21 protein-coding genes are annotated in these 23340 nt (G+C 56.9%); 7 read left to right on the plus strand and 14 right to left on the minus strand.

Features of this window, described 5'->3' with window-relative positions; translation table 11 throughout:
• Nucleotides 1-262 precede the first annotated feature (262 nt).
• Nucleotides 263-1384 carry a JmjC domain-containing protein gene (locus ACFPM8_RS09950; RefSeq protein WP_378997351.1) on the plus strand — a complete coding sequence of 374 codons (1122 nt, stop codon included), beginning with the start codon at nt 263-265 and terminating at the stop codon, nt 1382-1384.
• A gap of 346 nt (nt 1385-1730) precedes the next feature.
• A complete protein-coding gene (locus ACFPM8_RS09955; protein ID WP_378997352.1) occupies nt 1731-2000 on the plus strand; it encodes a hypothetical protein in 270 nt (89 codons plus the stop codon).
• A gap of 270 nt (nt 2001-2270) precedes the next feature.
• Here ACFPM8_RS09955 and ACFPM8_RS09960 read toward each other — a convergent pair whose 3' ends face one another.
• The 12 genes from ACFPM8_RS09960 to ACFPM8_RS10015 form a co-directional block, all read right to left on the minus strand.
• The gene (locus ACFPM8_RS09960) at nt 2271-3044 is read right to left on the minus strand and encodes an MBL fold metallo-hydrolase (protein WP_378997353.1); all 774 of its coding nucleotides are present in this window, start codon (nt 3042-3044) and stop codon (nt 2271-2273) included.
• A 65-nt stretch (nt 3045-3109) separates the two neighbouring features.
• Nucleotides 3110-4285, minus strand: a complete 1176-nt coding sequence (gene bamC, locus ACFPM8_RS09965) for an outer membrane protein assembly factor BamC (protein WP_378997354.1) — start codon at nt 4283-4285, stop codon at nt 3110-3112.
• Nucleotides 4286-4342: 57 nt separating this feature from the next.
• A complete protein-coding gene (dapA, locus tag ACFPM8_RS09970; RefSeq protein ID WP_378997447.1) occupies nt 4343-5221 on the minus strand; it encodes a 4-hydroxy-tetrahydrodipicolinate synthase in 879 nt (292 codons plus the stop codon).
• Nucleotides 5222-5353: 132 nt separating this feature from the next.
• A complete protein-coding gene (locus tag ACFPM8_RS09975) occupies nt 5354-5947 on the minus strand; it encodes a class I SAM-dependent methyltransferase (RefSeq protein ID WP_378997355.1) in 594 nt (197 codons plus the stop codon).
• Nucleotides 5948-5961: 14 nt separating this feature from the next.
• Entirely contained in the window at nt 5962-7164 is a 1203-nt protein-coding gene (locus tag ACFPM8_RS09980; protein ID WP_378997356.1) for a tryptophan--tRNA ligase, read from the minus strand.
• Between the two features lie 11 nt (nt 7165-7175).
• Nucleotides 7176-7850, minus strand: coding sequence for a site-2 protease family protein (locus ACFPM8_RS09985; RefSeq protein ID WP_378997357.1), 675 nt, complete (start codon nt 7848-7850; stop codon nt 7176-7178).
• Nucleotides 7851-7905: 55 nt separating this feature from the next.
• Nucleotides 7906-8529, minus strand: a complete 624-nt coding sequence (locus ACFPM8_RS09990; protein WP_378997359.1) for an L-threonylcarbamoyladenylate synthase — start codon at nt 8527-8529, stop codon at nt 7906-7908.
• Between the two features lie 91 nt (nt 8530-8620).
• A complete protein-coding gene (htpX, locus tag ACFPM8_RS09995) occupies nt 8621-9505 on the minus strand; it encodes a protease HtpX (RefSeq protein ID WP_378997360.1) in 885 nt (294 codons plus the stop codon).
• A gap of 79 nt (nt 9506-9584) precedes the next feature.
• Nucleotides 9585-9899 (minus strand): hypothetical protein, encoded by a 315-nt coding sequence (locus ACFPM8_RS10000; RefSeq protein ID WP_378997361.1) that lies wholly within the window; start codon nt 9897-9899, stop codon nt 9585-9587.
• Between the two features lie 77 nt (nt 9900-9976).
• Complete coding sequence (locus tag ACFPM8_RS10005) at nt 9977-10807, minus strand: 3',5'-nucleoside bisphosphate phosphatase (protein ID WP_378997449.1); 831 nt, start codon at nt 10805-10807, stop codon at nt 9977-9979.
• Nucleotides 10808-10918: 111 nt separating this feature from the next.
• A complete protein-coding gene (locus tag ACFPM8_RS10010; RefSeq protein ID WP_378997362.1) occupies nt 10919-11806 on the minus strand; it encodes an alpha/beta fold hydrolase in 888 nt (295 codons plus the stop codon).
• 38 nt (nt 11807-11844) lie between these two features.
• Nucleotides 11845-12870: a patatin-like phospholipase family protein gene (locus tag ACFPM8_RS10015; RefSeq protein ID WP_378997363.1), complete on the minus strand. Its 1026-nt coding sequence runs from the start codon at nt 12868-12870 to the stop codon at nt 11845-11847.
• Nucleotides 12871-13187: 317 nt separating this feature from the next.
• On the opposite strand from ACFPM8_RS10015, the gene adh reads away from it, so the two are divergent.
• The 5 genes from adh to eutC all read left to right on the plus strand — a co-directional run bounded on the left by adh (nt 13188) and on the right by eutC (nt 19245).
• Nucleotides 13188-14708, plus strand: a complete 1521-nt coding sequence (adh, locus tag ACFPM8_RS10020; RefSeq protein ID WP_378997364.1) for an aldehyde dehydrogenase — start codon at nt 13188-13190, stop codon at nt 14706-14708.
• Nucleotides 14709-14786: 78 nt separating this feature from the next.
• Nucleotides 14787-15155 carry a DUF779 domain-containing protein gene (locus ACFPM8_RS10025; RefSeq protein ID WP_378997365.1) on the plus strand — a complete coding sequence of 123 codons (369 nt, stop codon included), beginning with the start codon at nt 14787-14789 and terminating at the stop codon, nt 15153-15155.
• Nucleotides 15156-15548: 393 nt separating this feature from the next.
• Nucleotides 15549-16955: an ethanolamine permease gene (eat, locus tag ACFPM8_RS10030; RefSeq protein WP_378997366.1), complete on the plus strand. Its 1407-nt coding sequence runs from the start codon at nt 15549-15551 to the stop codon at nt 16953-16955.
• Nucleotides 16952-18349, plus strand: a complete 1398-nt coding sequence (locus ACFPM8_RS10035; RefSeq protein WP_378997367.1) for an ethanolamine ammonia-lyase subunit EutB — start codon at nt 16952-16954, stop codon at nt 18347-18349. The genes eat and ACFPM8_RS10035 overlap by 4 nt, the downstream gene beginning before the upstream one ends.
• Before the next feature lie 38 nt (nt 18350-18387).
• On the plus strand, nt 18388-19245 hold the full coding sequence (gene eutC / locus ACFPM8_RS10040) for an ethanolamine ammonia-lyase subunit EutC (RefSeq protein ID WP_378997368.1): 858 nt from the start codon (nt 18388-18390) through the stop codon (nt 19243-19245).
• 52 nt (nt 19246-19297) lie between these two features.
• Here eutC and ACFPM8_RS10045 read toward each other — a convergent pair whose 3' ends face one another.
• The gene (locus ACFPM8_RS10045) at nt 19298-21232 is read right to left on the minus strand and encodes a sigma-54-dependent Fis family transcriptional regulator (RefSeq protein WP_378997451.1); all 1935 of its coding nucleotides are present in this window, start codon (nt 21230-21232) and stop codon (nt 19298-19300) included.
• Nucleotides 21233-21765: 533 nt separating this feature from the next.
• Nucleotides 21766-23142, minus strand: coding sequence for an SGNH/GDSL hydrolase family protein (locus tag ACFPM8_RS10050; RefSeq protein WP_378997369.1), 1377 nt, complete (start codon nt 23140-23142; stop codon nt 21766-21768).
• Between the last annotated feature and the right edge of the window lie 198 nt (nt 23143-23340).

The raw sequence follows: 23340 nt of genomic DNA on the forward strand, positions 1-23340 counted from the left end.
TTTAACGGGCGTTCGGATTATACGCTGCCGCGCGGACGCTCTTTGCGGCAAATTTGAAATTTATCCCGGCTACAAGGTGATAACACTGACACAAGGACGCCCCTAAAACCGTAGCGAGCGGCCCAAGGTCGGGGCGAGAAGCGCAGCCGTACGACTGTACGGTGAGCATCACAGCCCCGAGATTGGGCCGCGCAGTAGGTTCTTAGGGGTGTCCACAATTCGATTCGCGATTTTGCTGCAAGCAAACCGATATAATTGCGGCATGAAAAATTCCACACTCCTTGGCGGCTTAACGCCCGCACAATTTCTCCGCGATTACTGGCATAAAAAGCCGCTACTGATTCGTCAAGCCTTGCCCGGCTTCAAGCCGCTTTTATCAGCCGACGCCTTGTTTGAACTGGCATCCAGAGACGACGTCGAATCGCGCCTGGTGACCCATTTCAAGCAGCAATGGCAAATGCAAAACGGTCCGTTCGACAGCCTGCCAAGCGTGCGCCAAAAAGATTGGACGCTGCTGGTGCAAGGCGTCAATCTGCACCACGATGCAGCCGACGCGTTGCTGCGTCAATTCCGCTTCATTCCGGACGCACGGCTGGACGATTTGCAGATCAGTTACGCGACCGACACCGGCGGAGTCGGCCCGCATTTTGATTCTTATGATGTGTTCTTATTACAGGCGCACGGCCAGCGCCATTGGAAGATCGGCGCTAGCCAGGACCTGACGCTGGTTGAAGGCAGTCCGCTCAAGATCCTGAAAAATTTTGAACCCGAGCAGGAATTCGTTCTTGAGCCGGGCGACATGCTTTACCTGCCGCCGCAATACGCGCACGACGGCATTGCAGTCGGCGAGTGCATGACTTACTCGATTGGCTTCCGGGCTCCGGCTTTTCAAGAACTGGGTGAAGCATTTTTGCAATTCATGGCCGACTCGATCGACCTGCCGGGCCGTTACGCCGACGCCGACCTCAAGCCGTCGTCACACCCGGCGGAAATCAGCCGCGGCATGCTGACGCAAATTTCGGACGAACTGAACAAAGTTCGCTTCACCGACGACGATATCGCCATCTTCGTCGGCCAATATCTGTCGGAGCCGAAAGCCAACGTGTTTTTTGAATCCCCGGCACGACCGCTTACCTTGCCTCGCTTTACCGCAGCGCTCGCCAAACGCGGCGTAGCGCTGTCGCGCAAAACCCAGATGCTGTACCGCGGCAAACATGTGTTCATCAATGGCGAATCGTTCGCCGCCGGACGTGCGGACAAGGAATCATTGACGCTGCTGGCAGACCAGCGACGACTGGACCCCGATGCCGCCAGCAAAGTGTCGAACGACGTGCTGGAGGCGCTTTACACCTGGTATGAAGACGGCTGGGTAGTTCTTGCTTGATTCCAGTTGGCTTGAAAGGGTGACTGCCCTGCTGCGCCCACCCTTGCCAAAACAATATAGCGCCAAATAAAGCCGCGTTATTTGACGCAATTTCTGTAATTTGCCGGTGTACCCCGGACATTTAGACCAAGGCATATATAATCCCTGTTGCATTGATACAAATTCTTACCAAATAGCAAACCGTCAATGCCATATTTAACAAAACCCGGCTATAATCCTGTCCTGGAAAGTTTTTGTTGCATCGCGATGCGTAATTAAAGCAGAGCACTGCGAAAACATCCTGTAGAGCGATAATTACCGGTAATTATTCATCGCAAAACTTTTGATTACTACTGAAGGAACATTCATGAAAAAAACACTTTTGATCGCATCCCTGTTGGCATTGACTCTGGCTGCTTGCGGCAAAAAAGAAGAAGCTGCTGCTCCAGCACCAGCTGCTGAAGCTTCGGCACCAGCTATGGCTGCTCCTGCTGCTCCAGCAGCTGAAGCTCCTGCTGCTGCTCCAGCACCAGCTGCTGAAGCATCGACACCAGCAGCTCCTGCTGCTGAAGCAACTGCACCAGCTGCTGCTCCAGCCGCTGAAGCATCTGCTGCTGCTCCTGCTGCTTCCAAGTAATCTTTGGTTGCTTAAAAAAAGCCGACCCATGGGTCGGCTTTTTTATTGCCTGACTGCTGGGCTTTTAACCGGCATCCGCTTACTTTTCTCAATCGAGCGCATTGCTGATTCAAAAATCGAAATCATGGGTGCCTCTAAGAACCGTAGCGAGCGGTTCAAGGTCGGGGCGAGAAGCGGAGCCGTACAACTGTACGGTGACGATTTTGTCACCCCTGCAGCCCCGAGATTGGCGGGCTTGCCAAACCCTGCAGTAGGTTTTTAGATGTGCCCTCATATTTCGATCCAGCCGAATCCCTCTTCCTGGCACGCGATTATCACCTCCACCTGCTCGCTGTGACGACCACTGCAAAGCGCTGAATACGCCAGTTCAGACGTATTGTTGCGCAGACTCAGATGCGCGCCGACAACCTTGCGCAAGCGCGACTGATCCAGCGCAGCCAGGATCTCGGATGCAGCATCATTCGATAGATGACCGTACTGTCCGCCGATCCGGCGCTTGAGTGAAGCCGGATAATTGGAATTGCTTAACATCTGGCGATCATGATTGCACTCCAGAACCAATGCATCACATCCACCCAGGGCATTCACCAGATGGTCGGTAGATTTACCGGCATCGGTCAGGACACCGAGCTTGTACTCGCCATCAGTAGCCACGTATTGAACCGGTTCCCGCGCATCGTGCGGAACCGTATAAGGCGTTAATTCGAGATTGCCGATAACCAGAGGTTCGCCGTCGCGGCAAAACTGCAGCGCAACATCGCTGCAATCTTTGCGCAAGGCTTGATAAGTGCCGAATGTCAGCCAGACTGGCAGACGGTGGCGTCGGGCGAATTTGAAAACGCCACCGACATGATCCTGATGCTCATGGGTGACGACGATGGCCGATAGCGCAGCGCCGTCCATTTCCAGCCGGGCCAGGCGCCGCTCGGTTTCACGGATGCCGAATCCGCAATCCAGCATGACGTTGGTGGTAGTGCCGCCGGATGCGGCGGAAATCAGCAATGCATTGCCCTCACTACCGCTGCCAAGACTGGCGAATTTCAACGGAAATCCCGGTGGCTAAGGGCAAAACACATTGCTGTCCTGCTTACTGGTTTTATGCCGAGCGATTACTTGAGTTGCTCGTTCAGCAGCGCGAGAATTTTATCGGAAGTCTGCGATGCCTCTGGCTTTCCGTCTTTATTCAACACGGAAATCTGACTGGCGGATTCCGAGCCTTTCACGAAAATCCGATATCCGACTGCGGATTTTGCCTTGTCGCTATCCGAGCTGGAGAACAATTTGGAGAAGAAGCCCTGTTCGGATTTTTTGTCCTTGGCATCCGCATTTTGATCGACGTAACGGACGAAATACAATCCTTGGCTACGATCACGGTCTTCGACCGTGAAGCCGACGCGGTCAAGCGCCAGGCCAACACGACGCCAGGCGCGGTCGAAACCTTCGTCAACCTGGACATAAGCACCGTTGGCATCTTTAACCAGCTTGGAGCGCGACTGTAACGATGGCGTATTGGCCACGGCTGCCTTGGCCTTGACTTCGTCTGCCCCCAAACGTGCCATCAGGCGCGACAGGAACTCTGCTTCGAGTTGCGGGTCGGGTGCACGAGCAGTCCAGATGCTGGATTCCTTTTGCGCGCCGGACAACACCTCTTCGGCACCGCGATGGCTGATATAAATCTCGGTGGTGCCGTTTTGGCCGCGCTCCAAGCGGGTGCGGAATTTATCGCGCTCGCCGGTCGAATACAGCGAATCAAATACTTTGCCGAGCGTGTTGCGCACGAAATCTTGCGGGATCTTGGCGCGGTTTTCGGCCCAGTCGGTTTCCATCACGCCAGCTTCGGAGTTCTCGATATTGATCAAGAAACCCGAGTCTTGCCAAAAATCCTTGACCTTGGGCCACAGGCTTTCAGGGGCTGCTTTGACCACCAGCCAGCGCTGCGAACCATCGCGCTCGATATGCATGTCGGGCGCGGCATTCGGTGCGATTGCCGCTGCCGCAGCGGCCGGCCGCGCACCTTGCTCCAGGTTATAGCCGGACGCTGTTGCCGTACCTTGATTGGCTTCAGGAATCGCATAACGATTTTCGCGCTGCAACTGCGTCAGATCGGGCGGGATATCCAACTTTGGCGCTTTAATCTTGTCGGCGCTTTTGTAATCAATCCGGTCCGGTTCCAAGATCGACCCGACCGAACTGCATCCTGCCAGGCTGGCTAGCGCTAAACCGATAACAAGACTACGTTGTGTAAGACTGAATTGAATCGAAGGAATGTTCTTGCGAATAGTCATGTGGATACAGGATGAAAGAAATGAGGGAAATTCAAGCGGACACGCCTGGCAGCGCGCTTATTTTAATACACCCGATTCACGCAATGCCTCGCGTACGGTCGCATGATATTCAGCGGATAAGGGCACCAGCGGCAAACGTATGCCGTCGGCCATCATGCCCATTTCGGTCAGCGCCCATTTAACGGGCAGCGGGTTGGGCTCTATGAACAGCTTGTTATGCAGCGGCAGAAGTTTGTTATTGAGTTTGACTGCTTCGGCGACATTCCCGCTCATGGCAGCGACGCACAGCAAATGCATGTCGCGCGGCGCAACGTTCGCAGTGACTGAAATATTGCCCTTGCCGCCACAGAACATCAGCGCCATGGCCGTAGCATCGTCGCCGGAATATACGGCAAACGATGCGGGCGCCAGTCGAATAAGATCGGAGCCGCGCCCGATGTTGCCGGTTGCATCCTTGACGCCGATAATCCCCGGCACTTGCGCCAGACGGAGAATCGTCTCATTGCTCATATCGGCTACGGTGCGGCCGGGAACGTTGTACAGAATGACCGGCAGATCGACCGCTTCGGCAATCTTCTTGAAATGCTGGTACATCCCTTCTTGCGTCGGCCGGTTGTAGTAAGGCACCACTTGCAGCGAGGCGTCGGCACCCGCTTCCTTGGCATAACGGGTCAGTTCAATCGCTTCGGCGGTGGAGTTGCCGCCGGTACCGGCAATGATGGGAATACGTTTGGCGGCGTGCTCAACCGCGACTTTGATCAATTCACAATGTTCCTCAACCGATACCGTTGGGGACTCGCCCGAAGTACCGACGATGACGATGGCATCGGTGCCTTCTGCGATATGCCAGTCGATCAACTTTCGCAAACCCGGCAAGTCGAGGCTGCCGTCAGAATGCATGGGAGTAACGATTGCAACAATGCTGCCCTGGATCATGATAAATAAGTGCGAAGAAATAAAAGTCTGATTGTAGCGGATCGCCGTGCCGATGGGGAAATTCCACTTGTAAAACAAGTTACGCCTGACATGCCATCAACCTTATTGGAGCACCAATAGATCCAATAAAATTTAAGCAATACGCAGACTGGCTGCGGCCCCGTCTTGTCCTTTTACGGCGCAAAGCCGCTGCACCATTGCCGGTTTCGGCTGCTCCACATAACCGTCTTCGAACGCCAGCACCCGCCAGGAATCAGCACGGTCGGCCGACAGCACCGACAGCAGCTCGCCGGGTTGCAGCAAAAAATCGGGGTTGGATGGTTTGCCGAATTGCGCGTTGCCGGCAGCGAAGGTTTCATACAGCAGGACGCCCTGCTCCGCCACGCTACGCAAGATCAACGGGAATAAAGCACGATGCAAATAATTGGTGACCACGACAGCGGTAAATCGCTGAGGCTGGAACAGCATGTCGAGCGCATCCGAACTGCCCGCCTCCAGATCGATTTGCTGTGTCGAGATGCCTGGCGCGCCGATTCCGGCCAGCGCTGCCGGATCCCGATCGACCGCCAACACATCCAGGCCCTGCGCCGCCAGCAACACGGCATGACGCCCTCCTCCGCAAGCCAGATCGAGTACTTGCCCAGGCGGTATCAAGCCGCTAAAGCGACTGATCCAGGTCGATGCAGCAGTCATCTCGGCAACAGTCATTTGAAACGCGGCGGGCATGAATTCATTCGCGCTCAGCTATAGCTCAAGCCCATCGCTTCACGCACGTCGCGCATCGTGTCCTGCGCCAATTTGCGGGCGTGGTCGCAACCATCCGCAACAATCGCGCGCACTAGCGATGGATCGTCGAGATATTGCTGGGCCCGTTCGTGCATCGGTTCCTGTTCCTTGATGATGGCGTCGATCACAGGCTGTTTGCATTCGAGACAGCCGATGCCGGCTGAACGGCAGCCTTTGGCAACCCAGGTTTTGGTAGCGTCGTCGGAATACACCAGGTGGAATTGCCATACCGGGCATTTGTCGGGATCGCCCGGATCGGTGCGGCGCACCCGTGCCGGATCGGTCGGCATGGTGCGTATTTTCTTGGTCACCACGTCCTTGTCTTCACGCAAGGCAATCGCATTGCCATAGCTCTTCGACATCTTCTGCCCGTCCAGGCCCGGCAAGCGCGATGCTTCGGTCAATAGCGCATGCGGCTCGGACAGAATCAGTTTGCGGCTGCCTTCCAGGAAGCCGAACAAGCGCTCGCGGTCTATCATCGACAGATTCTGGGCATCGTCCAACATCGCCTTGGCTTGTTCCAGCGCGTCCTCACTGCCCTTCTGCTGGAACTCGGTACGCAATTCGTGATACAGCTTGGCGCGCTTGCTGCCGAGCTTCTTGACGGCTTCCAGCGCTTTCTCTTCAAAGCCTTTTTCCTTGCCGTACAGATGATTAAAGCGGCGCGCGATTTCGCGCATCATCTCGATATGCGGCACCTGATCGTCGCCGACCGGTACCTGAGTGGCGCGATAAATCAACACGTCGGCCGCCTGCAACAGCGGATAACCGAGGAAGCCATAGGTCGCCAGATCGCGGTCCGCGAGTTTTTCCTGTTGATCCTTATAGGTCGGCACCCGCTCCAGCCACCCCAATGGAGTCGCCATCGACAACAGCAAATGGAGCTCGGCATGCTCCGGCACTTTCGACTGAATGAACAAGGTCGCCTGTGATGGATCGACGCCTGCCGCCAACCAGTCGATCAGCATCTCCCAGGTGCTGTTCTCGATCGTGCTGGGATCGTCGTAATGGGTCGTCAGCGCATGCCAGTCGGCGACAAAAAACAGGCAAGGCAATTCGGATTGCAGTCGAATCCAATTTTTCAATGCGCCGTGATAATGGCCAAGATGCAGTGCGCCAGTCGGACGCATACCAGAAACAACGCGGTCAGGATACATGGTTGGTTAATTTAATGGGGGATGGGAAACAGCGGCGAAACAATCAAACGAAGCACCACGAAAGTCGCTTGCCGTACAGGATCGACCCAAATGTACAGCAAAGGCACATTGCCAATCTTGATGAGAATCAAGGCCAATATGATGAAAAAACCGTAGGGCTCGATTTTCGCAAACTGCCAAGACAATTTATTAGGTAGCAAACTAGTCAGTATTCGGCCGCCGTCCAAGGGCGGAAGCGGCAACAGATTTAACGCGAACAGGGCTAGATTAATCCCCACGCCTGCTTTCGCCATCAGCACGAAAAAATTGTGCTCTCCTTGAGAAGGAGACAAGAGGAGAAAAAGCAAAAGCCAGCCTAAAGCCATCACAAAGTTTGCGGCAGGGCCAGCCAGCGCCACCCACGCCATATCGCGCTTTGGCTTGCGCAGTTGGTTGAAATTGATCGGCACCGGCTTGGCATAGCCAATCAGAAATGAACCGCCGGTGGCGATAAAAAGCAATATCGGAATCAGGATGGTCCCGAATGGATCGATATGCTTAACCGGGTTGAGGCTCATGCGGCCCAGCATATAGGCGGTGTTATCGCCGAAATACTTGGCTGCATAGGCATGCGCGGCTTCATGCAGCGTGATCGCGAAAAGCACGGGTAATGCCGATACTGCGATGATTTGAATAAGTTCGTTCATGGGCGGGATTTTATCAGAGGGGCCACGAATACTCGGACCAGCAAGCAGAAATAGCTCACAGGCCGAACAGGCTGGCGTCGCCGCGTCCCTGCCGTATCAACTGCGGCGCATCGTCGGTCAGATCGAGCACCGTGGTTGGCTCCAGGCTACAGGCGCCGCCATCGATCACCAGCTCGACTTGCTTCTCCAGTTGGTCGCGCACCTCCTCCGGATCGGTCAACGCATCTTCTTGCCCCGGCAAAATCAGGGTGGTGCCGATTAACGGCTGCCCCAGTTCTTCCAGCAACGCCTGCGCGATGCCGTGTTGCGGCACCCGCAGGCCTATCGTTTTGCGGGACGGATGACTGAGGCGGCGCGGCACTTCCTTGGTCGCTTCGAGAATAAAAGTGAAAGCGCCCGGGGTTGCGGTTTTCAGCAGGCGGTACTGACGATTGTCCACTTTGGCGTAGAGCGCGATTTCGCTCAAATCGCGGCACAGCATGGTCAAATGATGCTTATCGTCGACGCCGCGGATGCGCCGCACGCGCTCGACCGCATCCTTGTTGTCGAGTTGACAAACCAGCGCATAGCAACAATCGGTCGGCAATGCGACGATGCCTCCGGCCTGGATGATTTGCGCCGCCTGCTTGATCAGCCGCAGTTGCGGATTATCGGGATGAATTTGAAAAAACTGGCTCATGGTTCAGCAACTTTATTGGAAATGAAAAACGGCGGCAGCCGTTTGGCTACCGCCGCCCTAATGGGTCATTTGGACAAATTCCAAATGATATTTACATGCTGGTAACTTGCGGATTACGCAACGCGGCAATCCGTTGTTCAAGCGGAGGATGACTGGAGAACAGCGCCATGAAACCCGGCTTGTCATTAATACCCATTGCCGCCATTGACTCCGGCAGTTGCGCAATCGGGACCCCGCCCAGCCGCGCCAGCGCTTTTTGCATCGGCAACGCACTTCCCAGCAATTTGGCCGAGCCTGCGTCGGCACGGAATTCGCGGTGCCGCGAAAACCAGGCAACGATCAGCGAGGCGCCGATCCCCAGCACGATCTGCGACACGATCACCGTCACCATATAGCCGATACCGGGGCCGCTGTTTTCGTCACGCGACAAGGCGCGGTCGACGGCGTAGCCGATCACCCGCGACAGGAACACGACAAAGGTATTCACGACGCCCTGGATCAGCGTCATGGTAACCATGTCGCCATTTGCAATGTGGGCGATTTCGTGGCCCAGTACCGCTTCGACCTCTTCCTGCGTCATGCTTTCCAGCAGACCGGTGGACACCGCTACCAGCGCGGAATTCTTGAACGCGCCGGTGGCAAACGCGTTCGGCTCGCCCTGATACACCGCCACTTCCGGCATGCCGATTCCGGCACGCTGCGCCAGTTTGCCGACCGTATTCAGCAGCCAGGTCTCGGTTGCATTGGACGGGCTAGCGATGACATGGGCGCCGGTTGACCATTTGGCCATCTGTTTGCTGATTAACAGCGAAAAGATCGCTCCGGTAAAACCGACCACCAGCGAAAACACCATCAGCATCGGCAAATTCAAGCCGCTGCGCGTCAGAAAACGATCCACGCCCAGCAGCGACAGGACGATGCTCATCACAACCATCACTGCGATATTGGTAGCGAGGAACAGGAAAATTCGTTTCATTGAAAAGCTCCAAAATGGGAAGAAAGTGTCTTTAAAATAAGTCCGCCGCCTCAAATTTCAAGAGCGGGCCAGAAGCGCACTAAAACCTCGGCAGATCGCTCAACGTTCTTCCTGGCATATCGTGACCAACCGTTGCAATCCCTTCGACACCGTGCTCATGGATGACAACTTGCACCCTGGGGCCCAATACCGTGCCGGGTCCGACCGCAAAAACCGTTAAAACCTCATCGCCGAAGTTAAGCGCATCGACCACCAGACTCACATCTTGTTCGGAAGTTTTGGCATCCCAGGCAAGCGGTCCGCCGTTCGTGGGAATCACCCTGCCCCAGCGCACTTGTTCAACACGGTCACCGGCAGCATTGAATCGCACCGCTTCAATTACATGAGTCGACATGATTATCTCCACTAAGAAATTGGCAATTGTTCATGGTACCCGCATTATTGTTTAGCAGTAATACGTACCTGCGTGAACTACCAGTCGTGCCAGACCGGCACCACGCCAGCAGGCAGCGGCGGCAGCGCGCCGAGATCGACCCGGGATTCGCCGGGGCTATGAAAGTCCGAGCCGCGCGATGCCATAAAGCCGTAGTCGGCGGCCACCTTTGCGTACACCGCATATTGGTCGATGGTGTGGCTGCCGGTCATGACTTCGATGGCGGCGCCGCCTAATTGCTTGAATTCGTTGAAGAAAGCATCGAACGCCAGATCGCTCAATTTGTACCGCCCCGGATGCGCCACCACGGCCACGCCGCCGGCGCCGCGGATCCAGCTCACCGCCTGCTCCAGAGATGCCCAACGGTGCGGCACATAACCAGGATTGCCTTCGGTCAGAAAATTGCGAAACACTTCCGGGGTATCCGCACAGCGGCCGATTTCCACCAGGTAGCGGGCAAAATGCGTACGGGAAATCAGGTCAGGGTTGCCGACATGCTTCAACGCCCCTTCAAACGCATCCGGGATGCCCACTGCCGCCAGTTGCGCCGCCATTTCACGCGCCCGCCGTTCGCGGCCGCCGCGGGTAGCGGCGAGTCCTTGCACCAGTTGCGGGTTAGTCTCGTCGATTTGCAAACCAACAATGTGAATCGTGTGGCCGGCCCAGGTAATCGAGATTTCAACCCCAGGCACGTAACGCAAAGCTAGCATCGCCGCTGCCGCCCGGGCTTCGGCAATGCCATCCACTTCGTCGTGATCGGTCAAGGCCCATATATCGACGCCGTTAAGCTTGGCACGGGTGGCGACCGCCGTCGGGGTCAAGGTACCGTCGGAAACATTCGAGTGGCAATGGAGATCAACATTCAACATCATTAGTCAGTACCGCAAGGCAAGCAAAAAGTCATCACTCCGAGATTGTACGCCCCTTGCCGTTGCATGCTGCGTATGCACATTTTGGCCTCGGCAAAATTTTCAATTTGGTTAGACGCCCTGCTCAGCCAGGAATCGTTCAATCATTCGCGCCAGCAATTGCGGTTGATCGTGATGCAGCATATGGCCGGCATCCGGGATGACCTCTGCTTTCGCATTCGGCAGGCAGGCAATGCGCCGGTCGATTTCACTGCGCATCAACTCCTTGCCCCCCATCCACTGCCACATATTGGTGTCCGCCGCTTCGACGCACAGCACCGGGGCGCTGATACGCCGCCAGCAGGCGATCAGTTCCTCCACCCTCGGCAATACCGGGTTGATGATCTTGTGTGCCGGGTCGCCCAGAATTTCCCAGTGTCCTTGCGCATTCTGCCGCGACCAATGCTGCGCCAGGAATGCCGCTCGCAAATCGTTTAAGCGTGGATTGGTTTTTTGCAGGCGCGCCGCCACCGCCGCTTGCGTGGGATAAGTGTTCAACGGCGGCGGCGTCCGCAGTTGATCCAGCCATTTTGCATAACGCGCTGGCGCCAAGTCAGGCGAAAACTGCTCGCCGCCAAAACCCTCCAGATTGATCAAGGTCCTGATCCGTTCTGGACGCGCCCCGGCATACAGGCCAAGCGCATAGCCGCCCATGCTGTGACCAAGCAGATTGACCGGCTCGGCCGCCGAATAATGCTGCAAAATACCGTCCAGGTCCGCCAGATAATCCGGGAACCAATACGTATCCACAGGCGGCCCTTCGGTCAGGCCGAAGCCGCGCCAATCCGCCGCGATCACATGCCAGTCGCGCTCCAGGCAGTCGACCACAAACTGAAACGAAGCCGACACATCCATCCAGCCGTGCAGCATGAAAAATTTAGGCGCATCCTCGCGCCCCCAATGGCGCAGGTGGTAGCGCAGGCCGCGTAGCGGGATGAATTCTGAACGTGATGGTTTCATAAGCAGGAAAAATCTTTCTAGCGACTAAACAAAAACTGTTAAGGCAAAAACTGGTCCAGATCGAAAGACGAATGCAATCCGATGCCGTCAAATTCCTCGGCTAGCCACTGATCCGCGCGTTCGCGGCCGGCGTCGCGCAGCGCATTGATGAACGATGCCTTGGTATTCAATTTGCTGGCGACAGTCAGCTGGCTCATCAAGGCATTGGCGTCGATCACGTGCATGTGAAGATCTTTCAAGCGCTGATGCAGTTTGCCGCGCGCCTCGGGATCATTTTCAGCCTCGCGCTTGGCCAGCGCCAGGCCGCCCATCTCGGTAAAAAAGGTCGAACTGAAACTGATCTCGCTCAAGCGCTGGCCGATGTCGTCAGTGGTGGTCGGCGTCTCCGGCCGCCGGAACGGATGCAACAGTACCGCCACGATATCGGGCGCGGTGCATAAATGCAGCAAAGGAAAAATCGGCGGATTGGCGGTCAGGCCGCCATCCCAATATGCTTCGCCGTCAATCTCGACCGCGTGCTGGATGGATGGCAAACAGGCCGATGCCAGCAGCACATCCTGCGTCAACTCGCGGTTGCGAAAGATCCTCAGCGTGCCGGTACTGACCTGGGTCGCGGCGATGAACAATTTGACTTTTCCGGCTGCGCGCAAGCGATCGAAATCAATCTGCGCGGCCAGGATGTCGCGCAGCGGATTCATGTCGAACGGATTGAACTGATATGGCGAGAACATGCGCGTCATCGAAAACATACCTTTCAATAGCGCCGCCGAAGTTGCCTGCGAAGCGATCCCGGCATCGCTCAACGCATCGGGCCGCATGAAATTGAATAGCTCCTTGGTGCTGACGCTGCCCCAGAAATCCGCCAGCGCCTGGCGACCGCCATCGCGCCCGCCGACCGCCAGGCCATGACCCAGCACCACCGCGTTCATCGCACCGGCGCTGGCGCCGCTGATTCCTTCGATCTCGATCCGCGGCTCTTCCAGCAAGCGGTCCAGCACACCCCAGGTGAACGCGCCGTGCGAACCGCCGCCTTGCAATGCCAAAGTCACTATCTTGTTTTGCATGATCAATCGCTCCAGGTCTTTATTAGCTATCGAAATACCAAATCCTGTCCGGCTGTTCGCAACAAAGTTGATTTCAGCAATGTTCAACTTTGGAACAGCGGCGCGCTACCAGCGATCCAATTTGACACAATTCTTGGTCAACTCGCGCCGCGCTGTCAACGCCCTGCCTCACGCTTTATTCCCGGTCTCTCTTTATACAGCAGCCATTGCGATGTTTTCAGCGTCGCCTGCTCACATCATTGGCATGCCGTTTGCGTATTGGCGTCAGTGCTTGTTGCATCTATTCCAAAGCTACCCACACACTCAAAGAGGATGACATGAATCTGGCAGACATCAGCAAACTGGGAATCCGCAATCCGTTCAAGCAGCGTTACGACAATTTCATCGGCGGCAAATTTGTGCCGCCGGTGAAGGGTGAATATTTCGAAAATATCAGCCCCGTGATCGGCAAGACCTTCTGCGAAGTCGCCCGCTCCAGTGCCGAAGATGTCGAACTGGCGCTGGATGCGGCCCATGCCGCAAAAGCAAGCTGGGGCAAGACTTCGCCTGCCGAGCGCGCCAACATCCTGAACAAGATCGCCGATCGGATGGAGGCCAATCTGGCAATGCTGGCGACCGCCGAAACCATCGACAACGGCAAGCCGATCCGCGAAACCATGGCGGCCGACATCCCATTGGCGATCGATCATTTTCGCTATTTTGCCGGCTGCATCCGGGCCCAGGAAGGCTCGGTGGCTACCATCGATGCCGACACCTACGCCTATCATTTCCATGAACCGCTGGGCGTGGTCGGCCAAATCATCCCATGGAATTTCCCGATCCTGATGGCGGTCTGGAAACTGGCGCCGGCGCTGGCTGCCGGCAATTGCGTGGTCTTGAAACCGGCCGAGCAAACGCCAGCTTCGATCATGGTATGGATCGAGCTGGTGCATGACCTGCTGCCGCCCGGCGTGCTCAATATCGTGCAGGGTTTCGGACTGGAAGCCGGCAAGCCGCTGGCGTCCAGCAAGCGGATCGCGAAGATCGCATTCACCGGCGAGACCACCACCGGCCGCATGATCATGCAATACGCATCGCAAAACATCATCCCGGTCACGCTAGAACTGGGCGGCAAATCGCCGAATGTGTTTTTTGCCGATGTGATGGAGCAGGACGATGCGTTTTTCGACAAATGCCTCGAAGGCTTCGCCATGTTCGCATTGAATCAGGGCGAGGTTTGCACCTGTCCATCGCGGGCACTGGTTCAAGAGTCGATCTACGAGCGCTTCATGGAGCGCGCACTGCAGCGGGTCAAAGCCATCAAGCAAGGCAATCCGCTGGACAACAACACCATGATCGGCGCCCAGGCATCGCAGGAACAGCTGGAAAAAATCCTGTCCTACATCGACATCGGCCAGCAGGAAGGCGCCAAGCTGCTGATCGGCGGCGGCCGCAAGCAGCTGGCCGGCGATTTTGAGACGGGTTATTACGTCGAGCCGACTGTATTCCAGGGCCATAACAAGATGCGCATCTTCCAGGAAGAAATCTTCGGCCCGGTGTTGTCGGTGACCACCTTCAAGGACGAGGAAGAGGCGCTGGCGCTGGCCAACGACACCTTGTACGGCTTGGGCGCCGGCGTATGGACGCGCGACGGTTCGCGCGCGTTCCGGATGGGACGCGGGATCCAGGCCGGCCGGGTCTGGACCAATTGCTACCACCTGTATCCGGCGCATGCCGCATTCGGCGGCTACAAGCAATCCGGCATCGGCCGCGAAAACCACAAGATGATGCTGGAGCATTATCAGCAGACCAAGAATCTGCTGGTCAGCTATAGCCCCAACGCATTAGGGTTTTTCTAGGGGTCTGTTCTGCCTCGTTGTCCAACGGGGCAGAACGCAGCAACCCACGCCCTCCGTCCATCATCAACAGGAAAAATCATGTCAACCACCACAGCCCGAGTCATCGCCACCGACGCCGCACTAGAACTGCTGCAGACACTCCGGCAACAACATGGCGCATTGATGTTCTTCCAGTCCGGCGGCTGCTGCGACGGCAGTTCGCCGATGTGTTACGCACGCGATGAATTCCAGGTCGGCGACGCGGATGTATATCTGGGCGATCTGGATGGCGTGCCGTTTTATATCGGTGCGGAGCAGTTCGAATACTGGAAACACACCCAGCTGATCATCGACGTGGTGCATGGCAACGGCGGCATGTTCTCGCTGGAGAACGGCTCCGGCAAACGGTTCCTGACACGCTCGCGGCTGTTCAGCGACGACGAGTACGCGCAACTGCCCGGCAAGTAGGTCGGAAAAGCGCAGCGTCTTCCGACGCCGCGCACCAACTACCTGTGAGCAGGAACAACCGATTTTGATAGCCAAGCACTTGGCCCGCGTATCAGCTGCACCATGTCGGAAGGGTGGAGCAGGGGTTTCAGATGGCATGCCATCTGCCTGCGCAACGGTATCCGCTTGCAAGCGGATACGCGCCCTGCAAGGGCTGCGCTTTTCCGACCTACGACACCTGGCAGCACGATAAGGCATGCATTTTGCTGATCACATCTGCAACGCCAGCATGTCTTCGTTTCGCGGCGATCGACATGAGTCGGCGTGCACCATCTTCATCCGCGGCCGCTCCAACGTGGGGCATCGGATAAGTTTTTTTTGCATCAGCACCAATCATTCCAGTGGAGAAGTCGAATGAATGCAGCGAACCCATCCGGCGCGGCGCCAGCGCTCAAACAAACCCTGGGGACCGTTCAACTGTGGGGAATTGCGGTCGGCCTGGTGATTTCGGGTGAATATTTCGGCTGGAGTTACGGCTGGGCCTCGGCCGGCACTCTCGGTTTTACAGTGACGGCACTATTCGTGGCCGCGATGTATACCACCTTCATTTTCAGTTTCACCGAATTGACCACCGCTATCCCGCATGCCGGCGGCCCGTTCGCCTACAGCAAAAAAGCCTTCGGCGCGTTGGGCGGCTATCTGGCCGGCGCCGCCACCCTGATCGAATTCGTCTTCGCACCGCCTGCCATTGCCTTGGCGATCGGCGCTTACCTCAACGTCCAGTTCCCGGCGCTGGATCCTAAGACCGCGGCGGTGGGTGCGTATCTGGTCTTCATGACGCTCAATATCGTAGGCGTGCAAATCGCCGCCGCGTTTGAGTTATGCGTGACCTTGCTGGCGATTTTCGAATTGCTGGTTTTCATGGGCGTGGTATCGCCGGGATTTTCGGTGGCTCACTTCGTCAAGGGCGGTTGGTCGGGCCAGGACAGCTTCAGCCTGGCGTCGATTCCCGGCATGTTTGCGGCGATCCCGTTTGCCATCTGGTTCTTCCTGGCGATCGAAGGCGTGGCGATGGCGGCGGAAGAAGCCAAGGATCCCAAACGCTCGATTCCGATTGCCTACATCACCGGCATCATCACGCTGGTGTTGCTGGCGATCGGCGTGATGGTGTTTGCCGGCGGCGCCGGCGACTGGAGCAAGCTGGCCAACATCAACGATCCGCTGCCGCAAGCGATGAAATTGATTGTCGGCGAACACAGCGGCTGGCTGCACATGCTGGTGTGGCTCGGCCTGTTCGGTTTGATCGCCTCGTTCCACGGCATCATTCTCGGCTATTCCCGTCAAATTTTTGCACTGGCGCGCGATGCCTATTTGCCGGCTTATTTTGCAAAAATCCATCCCCGCTTCAACACCCCTCACCGTGCGATTCTGGCGGGCGGCGCAATCGGCATCGCCGCCATCTATAGCGATCAACTGATTACCCTCGGCGGTCAGACCTTGACCGCCAACATCGTCACCATGTCGGTCTTTGGCGCCATCACGATGTACATCATCAGCATGTTGAGCTTGTTCAAATTGCGCCGCAGCGCACCGCATATGGTGCGCCCGTTCCGGGCGCCGTTTTACCCGTGGTTTCCGGCTTGTGCGCTGGCCGGTGCATGCGTCTGCATGGCGACCATGATTTATTACAACCCATTGATCTTCGGCATTTTTGCGGCCTTCCTGGCATTCGGCTACGGCGTGTTCCTGATGACCAGCCATGAAGCCGCCAGTCCGGCGATCCCCGCCGCGACCCTGCAAGGTGGAGGACCGGAACAGTGAAACGCCATCAATTCACGCATATTGTCGGCACCAAAACCTATCAGTTCCGCGACCTGAAAGACTTGATGGCCAAGGCCACGCCAGCGCGTTCCGGCGATTATCTGGCGGGGTTGGCGGCAGGCAGCGCGGAAGAACGGGTGGCGGCGCAAATGGCGCTGGCCGCCCTGCCGCTGAGCATCTTCCTCAACGATCTGCTGGTGCCCTATGAAAAGGATGAAATAAGCCGCCTGATTATCGACGAGCACGATGCCGTCGCCTTTGCCCCGATCAAGCATCTGACCGTGGGCGATTTCCGCAACTGGCTGTTGAGCGACGAAGTCGATGCCGGCGTGCTCGCCGCGGCGGCGCCCGGCATCACGCCGGAGATGGCGGCGGCGGTATCGAAAATCATGCGCGTGCAAGACTTGATCCTGACCGCCAGGAAGTGCCGTGTCGTGACCCGCTTCCGGAACACGATCGGACTGGCAAACAGCCTCTCCACCCGCTTGCAACCCAACCATCCGACCGACGACGCCAGCGGCATCGCCGCCAGCATCCTGGATGGCTTGTTATACGGCAGCGGCGATGCGGTGATCGGCATCAATCCCGCCACCGACAATGTGCCGCAAGTGATCAAGATCGTTTCGATGTTGAACGAGGTCATTGATCAATATCAAATCCCAACCCAATCGTGCGTGCTGACGCATGTCACCAATACGATTGCAGCGATCGAGCGCGGCGCTCCGGTCGACCTGGTATTTCAGTCGATTGCCGGTACCGAAGCCGCCAATCTCGGCTTCGGCATCAATCTCAATTTGCTGGATGAGGCCCGCAACGCCGCCCTATCGCTAAAACGCGGCACCGTCGGCAATAACGTGATGTATTTCGAAACCGGCCAGGGCAGCGCCTTGTCGGCCAATGCGCACCACGGCGTCGATCAGCAAACGTGCGAGGCGCGCGCCTATGCGGTAGCCCGTAAGTTCAAGCCGCTGCTGGTCAATTCGGTGGTCGGCTTCATCGGCCCCGAATATTTATACGACGGCAAACAAATTATCCGGGCCGGACTGGAGGATCATTTTTGCGCCAAATTGCTCGGCCTGCCGATGGGCTGCGACGTCTGCTACACCAATCATGCGGAAGCCGACCAGAACGACATGGATATTTTGCTGACCTTGCTTGGCACTGCCGGCTGCACCTTCGTGATGGGCATCCCGGGATCGGATGACATCATGCTCAACTACCAGACCACCTCGTTCCATGATGCGCTGTATGCGCGTCGCGTTTTGGGATTGAAACCGGCGCCGGAATTCGAGGCCTGGCTGAAGCAAATGCAGATCTTTGGCGACGGCGATGAAGTCAGGCTGGCCGCTGGACTGCCTGCGCCCTTTCAACAGGCTTTGCGGCGCTTGTCTTGAGCAATTGATGACCGATTGATTTGGAGAATTTGAATCGCATGAGCAAAATAAATCCAACCGTTATCACGAATCCATGGCAGGCATTGCGGCAATTCACGGCGGCTCGCATAGCGCTTGGCCGTGCCGGAATCAGCCTGCCGACCGCGGCGCAACTGGAATTTCAATTGGCGCACGCCAGGGCGCGGGATGCGGTGCATCTGGCCTTGGACGCGAAACTGCTGGCGCATCAGTTGAGCAGTTTTGCTGCAGCGGCCGACGGCGTCTGCATCAAGCTATGCAGCGCGGCGGAAAACCGCGACATCTATTTGCAGCGTCCGGACTTGGGCCGAAAACTCAATTCCGATTCACGCCAGATACTGCGAGAGTGGAGCCAGTTGCGGCAGGAAAGCGAAGCGCACGAAGGAGGTCTGAAACCACGTCCTTATGACCTCGCCTTGGTGATCGCGGATGGCCTGTCGGCACTCGCGATCGAGCAAAACGCGCAGCCATTTCTGCGCACCCTGATACCGAGAATGGCATCGGAAAACTGGTCGCTGGCGCCGATCACGATTGTGCGCCAGGGCCGGGTGGCGGTCGGCGACGAGGTCGGTCAGCTGCTGGGCGCCAGAGCGGTCGTGGTCCTGATCGGCGAACGTCCCGGCCTCAGTTCGCCGGATAGCATGGGTCTGTACCTGACCTGGAAACCGGGAGTCGGCTTGACGGATGCAAACCGGAATTGCATTTCGAATGTGCGACCGGCAGGCTTGTCGTATGAAGAGGCCGCATTCAAGTTGCACTATCTACTGTCCGAATCGCGCAGACGGCAATTGTCGGGCGTGCAGCTCAAGGATGAAACCGCGGCAGCGGATACTCAGATCAATCTGTCTGAACGTAATTTTTTGTTGGGCAGTCATTAAGGCTTGCAACCCTTACGCTCCCGACCTACGGCACCACTTTAATCGGTCTGCCTCAACGTAACTTCAGCTTGCGATACACCGTATTGCGCGACACACCCAATGCCTTGGCGGTTGCGGAAATATTGCCGCCATGGGCGTCCAGCGTTTTCCTGATCGCGGTCAGCGCCAGATCGTCCAGCCGGGGTGACATAAGGTCTTCGGTAGCTTCTTCGACCGCAGCAGGCGGCGCCTGCCCGACGGCATGCAAATCATCCAGAAAATCATCCGGCAGATGCTCCAGTCGAATCTGCCGATCGGCGCCAGCCATGACCGCTGCGGTCCGCAACAAATTGTTCAGTTGACGAAAATTTCCCGGCCAGTAATGGCGTCGGAAGAACGCCATGACATCCGGCGCCACGGTGCAGCATCGAGCGCCGTTGGCCTCTTCCGCCAGCAATTTTTCGACGATGATGTCCAGATCGCTGCGCTCGCGCAGAGCCGGCAGTTTGACCACCAGGCCGTTCAGGCGGTAATACAGGTCTTCCCGAAATAAATTCCTGGCGATCAGGTCGCGCAGATCGCGATTGGTGGCGCAAATCAACGCCACATTGACCGCGATCGACTTGGTGCTGCCGAGCGGCGTCACCATGCGCTCCTGCAGCACCCGCAACAGTCGTGCTTGCAGGCTCAGCGGCATATCGCCGATTTCATCCAGGAAAAGCGTGCCGCCGTTTGCCTGCACAATCTTCCCCACCCCGCCTTTCTTTCTGGCGCCGGTAAATGCCCCTTCTTCATAGCCGAACAACTCGGATTCAATCAGCGTCTCAGGAATCGAGGCGCAATTGACGGCGACAAAGGCGCCGTTCTTTCGCGGCGAATCGTTGTGTATCGCCTGCGCCAGCAATTCTTTGCCGGTGCCGGTTTCACCGGTAATCAGGATGGCAATATCCCGCCCGATCACTCTGTTGAGCTTGTCGATCAAGGCCGCCATCCGGGGATCGCCGGTGTTCAGGTAACGCAAGCTGGACAAGCGTCGCGGCGCCGGCAGCGGCGATGTTGCGGTGACCGCATCCGATGCCACGTGCGGCACCTCGTTGACGTGCTGAAAGACACTTTTCGACAGGCGCAACTCGGCCCGCGCAAACACCCGGACACCGCTGTGCAGACAAAGATTGAGCAAGCCCGGCGCGGCAGTCCGGCAATGGTCGAACAAGGCCGATAGCGGCCAACCGAACAGCGAGTTGAACGTATGCGAATGCAATGCCGCCAGTGGCAAACCGAGCTGGAACAAAGCGCTGCGATTGGCCGACAGAAAGCGGCCGCCCGGGGTAAAACAAGCGATGCCCTCCACCAGCGTCCCGATGAATTCTGCACGGCTGTGAAAATGCAGGGTGACGGCATCGTCGAACGCGGCAGTCAACAACTGGTTCTCAATCATTTGCGCCGACATCCGGACCAGGGCCATGGTGTGCTTGTGATAGCTGCCGCGGTCGCCGCTGACGTCCAGCACTCCGAGAATCTTGCTCTGATGGTCGAAAATCGGCGCCGCCGAACAGGTCAGGAAATGGTTCGCCGACAGATAGTGGGCATCGGCGTGGATCGTGGTCGGCGCCCCTTCTGCAAGCGCGGTACCGATCGCATTGGTGCCCTTGCTTTGCTCCGACCATGTGACACCAGGATTCAGCGCGACCCGATCCGCCTTTGCCAGAAAATCGTCGTCACCCAGCGCATGCACGATGACGCCGTTGGCATCGGTCAGGATCACCATGTTGTGAGTGTTGACGATCTGGTCGTACAGCGTTTCCATCACCGGCAGCGCATAGGTATGCAGCACCTGATTCTGCTCCAGCAACAAGGACAACTCAGCGCGATCAAGCGGCGCGATTTCCGGCTTGCCATTTCTTTTTAAGCCGTAAGCAGTCGAGCGCCGGTGCGATTGTTCGATCATGGATAGTGCGGAAGCAGGTGATTCAGCCGAAAAAGCAGGATCCGGCCCTTTCAATGACATCCCATTCATCTTGTCTCCTTGGATCGCCGCCATTCTCTGGCGCTCGAAATACTGTTTTTTTTTGTAGTCTACCGATGAACGACGATGGTGGTAACCGGACGGTGCTTGCGCCTGCAATATATGTCAGGGTCGGCATCCGTAATCGTCGATCGCACCGATTCAGAGTTACCCACAGAAATTGTGGACAGTCCTGTGGATAACTTCGATGCGACTCAGTTAAGTATTTGATCCATATAGAGTTTATCCCGCTGCACACTGTTGGGCACCTCTACAAACCTACTGCAGGGTTTGGCAAACCCGCCAATCTCGGGGCTGCAGGGGTGACATATTCGTCGCCGTACAGTCGTACGACTGCAGTTGTTGCAACATCGTCGCCCCGACCTTGGGCCGCTCGCTACGGTTTTTAGAGGTGCCCTGTTGACGCGTTAGGCGCTGACGCGCGCCTTGACAGAGCTTGGGACGATGAGGAATCGAGGCTGGCGAGAGCTTGAAGCAAAGCCACGTTCGATCAACGTGGCTTTGCCTGCGGGGGCTTACTTGAACTGAGTTCGCACCTTCATTGCTGCGGTATTAAAGCCGCTCACATTGGCGTTGAGGTAACCGGTGATCTGGTCCGCCAACAATTTGTGCGTGTGGGTTGTCGGATGCAGCGTATCCCAGAACACGAAGGTATCGGGATCGGTGCACTGGGAGCGCGGTGTCTGCGTCTTAAGATAATTGAGGCTGGAATCCGCGTTGATATTCAGGCACGACTCAACGGTGTTGCTGACGTTGTACTTGGCCGGATTGTTCAATAGATCATTGAACAAGGCGTAGGTGTCAAACAACCGGATATTGAGGCTGGATCCGTATTGCGCCTGCAAGCTGCTGACCAGGCTGGCCAAGCGCTTGTTCAAATCGAGGACCTGCGCCGCCACCTTGCTGCCGTTGGTCCGGTACTTGAAAATCGGCGCCGCCGACACATTAGGCAGCGTCAACACCAGGATGTTCTTGCCGCCGGCCTTGATCAGGTTTTGCAGGGCCTGCGTTTCGCCGCTGATGACGTCATCGACAGTGCGGTTGTAATTGACCAGGTCATTGGCGCCGATCAGCAGCGTAAACAGCGTATTTTGCGGCTGGTAGTTCTGCGCCTTCTGCATGTATTGCGTGAACGATTGCACTTGCTGAATCACGCCCGGAATCACCACGTTCTGCGTCGTCACCCCGGCACCGCCGATCGCCCAGTTATAGAGCGGCAGGTTCAGGTTGCCTGACAGATATTCCACCCAATTCTTGTTATTGCTGAAACGTCCGAGAAACCAGCTATTGGAGTTCGGCAGTTTCCACATCGATGCGTTGTACATGTTCTGGGTGTCGGAAAGGCTATCGCCAAAGGCCACGATCTTGTTGATCGTGCCGTCCTGCGCGACGCTATCGGTACTCCACACGGTGTAGTTGAACGACAGTGCATTGTCGGCCGCGGCAACCATCGCCACCGGCTGGTCAATGCCCTGGCTGCTGAGCGTGCTCTGGCACGCCGCTTTGAGCGCGTCCTGCGAGACATCGCTATAGAACATGTTCTCCCAGTTCATGAGCCCGCCCGCCCACCAATAGCCGTTGATGCGGTAATAGTCGCCGCTTGCCGGGTCTATCCCCCATACATAACTAGTCGTAGGGCTGGTGGGGTCGCTGCTGGTCTGGTAGTAGCAGCGCAGATAAGTGTAGGTGCTGCTGCTGGCAGTTGCAGCGGCCTGCGCGGCCATGGTTTTTGCAGCCACATGCCTGGGTTGCAGTTTGAGCAGCTCCGCCTTGGAGAGCGGGCCGGACGACGATAGGTAATGGGTGAAACGGGGGTCTGGTTTTACATCGGCGGGTTCTGCCGCCGATGCTACGGTCGAACACAAAGCGCAAAGCAAGAATAAATTTTTCATTACTTGTTTCCTCGTTATGTTTGCTACCAAAGGTCAGTTGGTGGATGTGAATGCAGGGTGCGTTCACGTTCAGGTAATGACGAGGCGATCCCGGCCCTGGTCAGCCCCGGAAACCGCCGCCGATATACCGGCGCCAATATTGACACAAAGAAACAAACTAAAGGAAGGGGCTTTGCGTTAAATCCGAGTTTTCCGAAT

The sequence above is a fragment of the Paraherbaspirillum soli genome (assembly GCF_042654985.1).
GTDB lineage: Bacteria > Pseudomonadota > Gammaproteobacteria > Burkholderiales > Burkholderiaceae_D > Paraherbaspirillum > Paraherbaspirillum soli.

Coding starts and splice junctions, on each gene's coding strand:
- ACFPM8_RS09980 (WP_378997356.1), bottom strand. CDS start 7,164: ATGTATCCTGACCGCGTTGTTTCTGGTATGCGTCCGACTGGCGCACTG.
- ACFPM8_RS10015 (WP_378997363.1), bottom strand. CDS start 12,870: ATGCAAAACAAGATAGTGACTTTGGCATTGCAAGGCGGCGGTTCGCAC.
- ACFPM8_RS09990 (WP_378997359.1), bottom strand. CDS start 8,529: ATGAGCCAGTTTTTTCAAATTCATCCCGATAATCCGCAACTGCGGCTG.
- ACFPM8_RS10005 (WP_378997449.1), bottom strand. CDS start 10,807: ATGTTGAATGTTGATCTCCATTGCCACTCGAATGTTTCCGACGGTACC.
- ACFPM8_RS10010 (WP_378997362.1), bottom strand. CDS start 11,806: ATGAAACCATCACGTTCAGAATTCATCCCGCTACGCGGCCTGCGCTAC.
- htpX (WP_378997360.1), bottom strand. CDS start 9,505: ATGAAACGAATTTTCCTGTTCCTCGCTACCAATATCGCAGTGATGGTT.
- eutC (WP_378997368.1), top strand. CDS start 18,388: ATGAGCAAAATAAATCCAACCGTTATCACGAATCCATGGCAGGCATTG.
- adh (WP_378997364.1), top strand. CDS start 13,188: ATGAATCTGGCAGACATCAGCAAACTGGGAATCCGCAATCCGTTCAAG.
- bamC (WP_378997354.1), bottom strand. CDS start 4,285: ATGACTATTCGCAAGAACATTCCTTCGATTCAATTCAGTCTTACACAA.
- eat (WP_378997366.1), top strand. CDS start 15,549: ATGAATGCAGCGAACCCATCCGGCGCGGCGCCAGCGCTCAAACAAACC.
- ACFPM8_RS09955 (WP_378997352.1), top strand. CDS start 1,731: ATGAAAAAAACACTTTTGATCGCATCCCTGTTGGCATTGACTCTGGCT.
- ACFPM8_RS09975 (WP_378997355.1), bottom strand. CDS start 5,947: ATGCCCGCCGCGTTTCAAATGACTGTTGCCGAGATGACTGCTGCATCG.
- ACFPM8_RS09985 (WP_378997357.1), bottom strand. CDS start 7,850: ATGAACGAACTTATTCAAATCATCGCAGTATCGGCATTACCCGTGCTT.
- ACFPM8_RS10025 (WP_378997365.1), top strand. CDS start 14,787: ATGTCAACCACCACAGCCCGAGTCATCGCCACCGACGCCGCACTAGAA.
- ACFPM8_RS10000 (WP_378997361.1), bottom strand. CDS start 9,899: ATGTCGACTCATGTAATTGAAGCGGTGCGATTCAATGCTGCCGGTGAC.
- ACFPM8_RS09950 (WP_378997351.1), top strand. CDS start 263: ATGAAAAATTCCACACTCCTTGGCGGCTTAACGCCCGCACAATTTCTC.
- ACFPM8_RS10050 (WP_378997369.1), bottom strand. CDS start 23,142: ATGAAAAATTTATTCTTGCTTTGCGCTTTGTGTTCGACCGTAGCATCG.
- dapA (WP_378997447.1), bottom strand. CDS start 5,221: ATGATCCAGGGCAGCATTGTTGCAATCGTTACTCCCATGCATTCTGAC.
- ACFPM8_RS10045 (WP_378997451.1), bottom strand. CDS start 21,232: ATGTCATTGAAAGGGCCGGATCCTGCTTTTTCGGCTGAATCACCTGCT.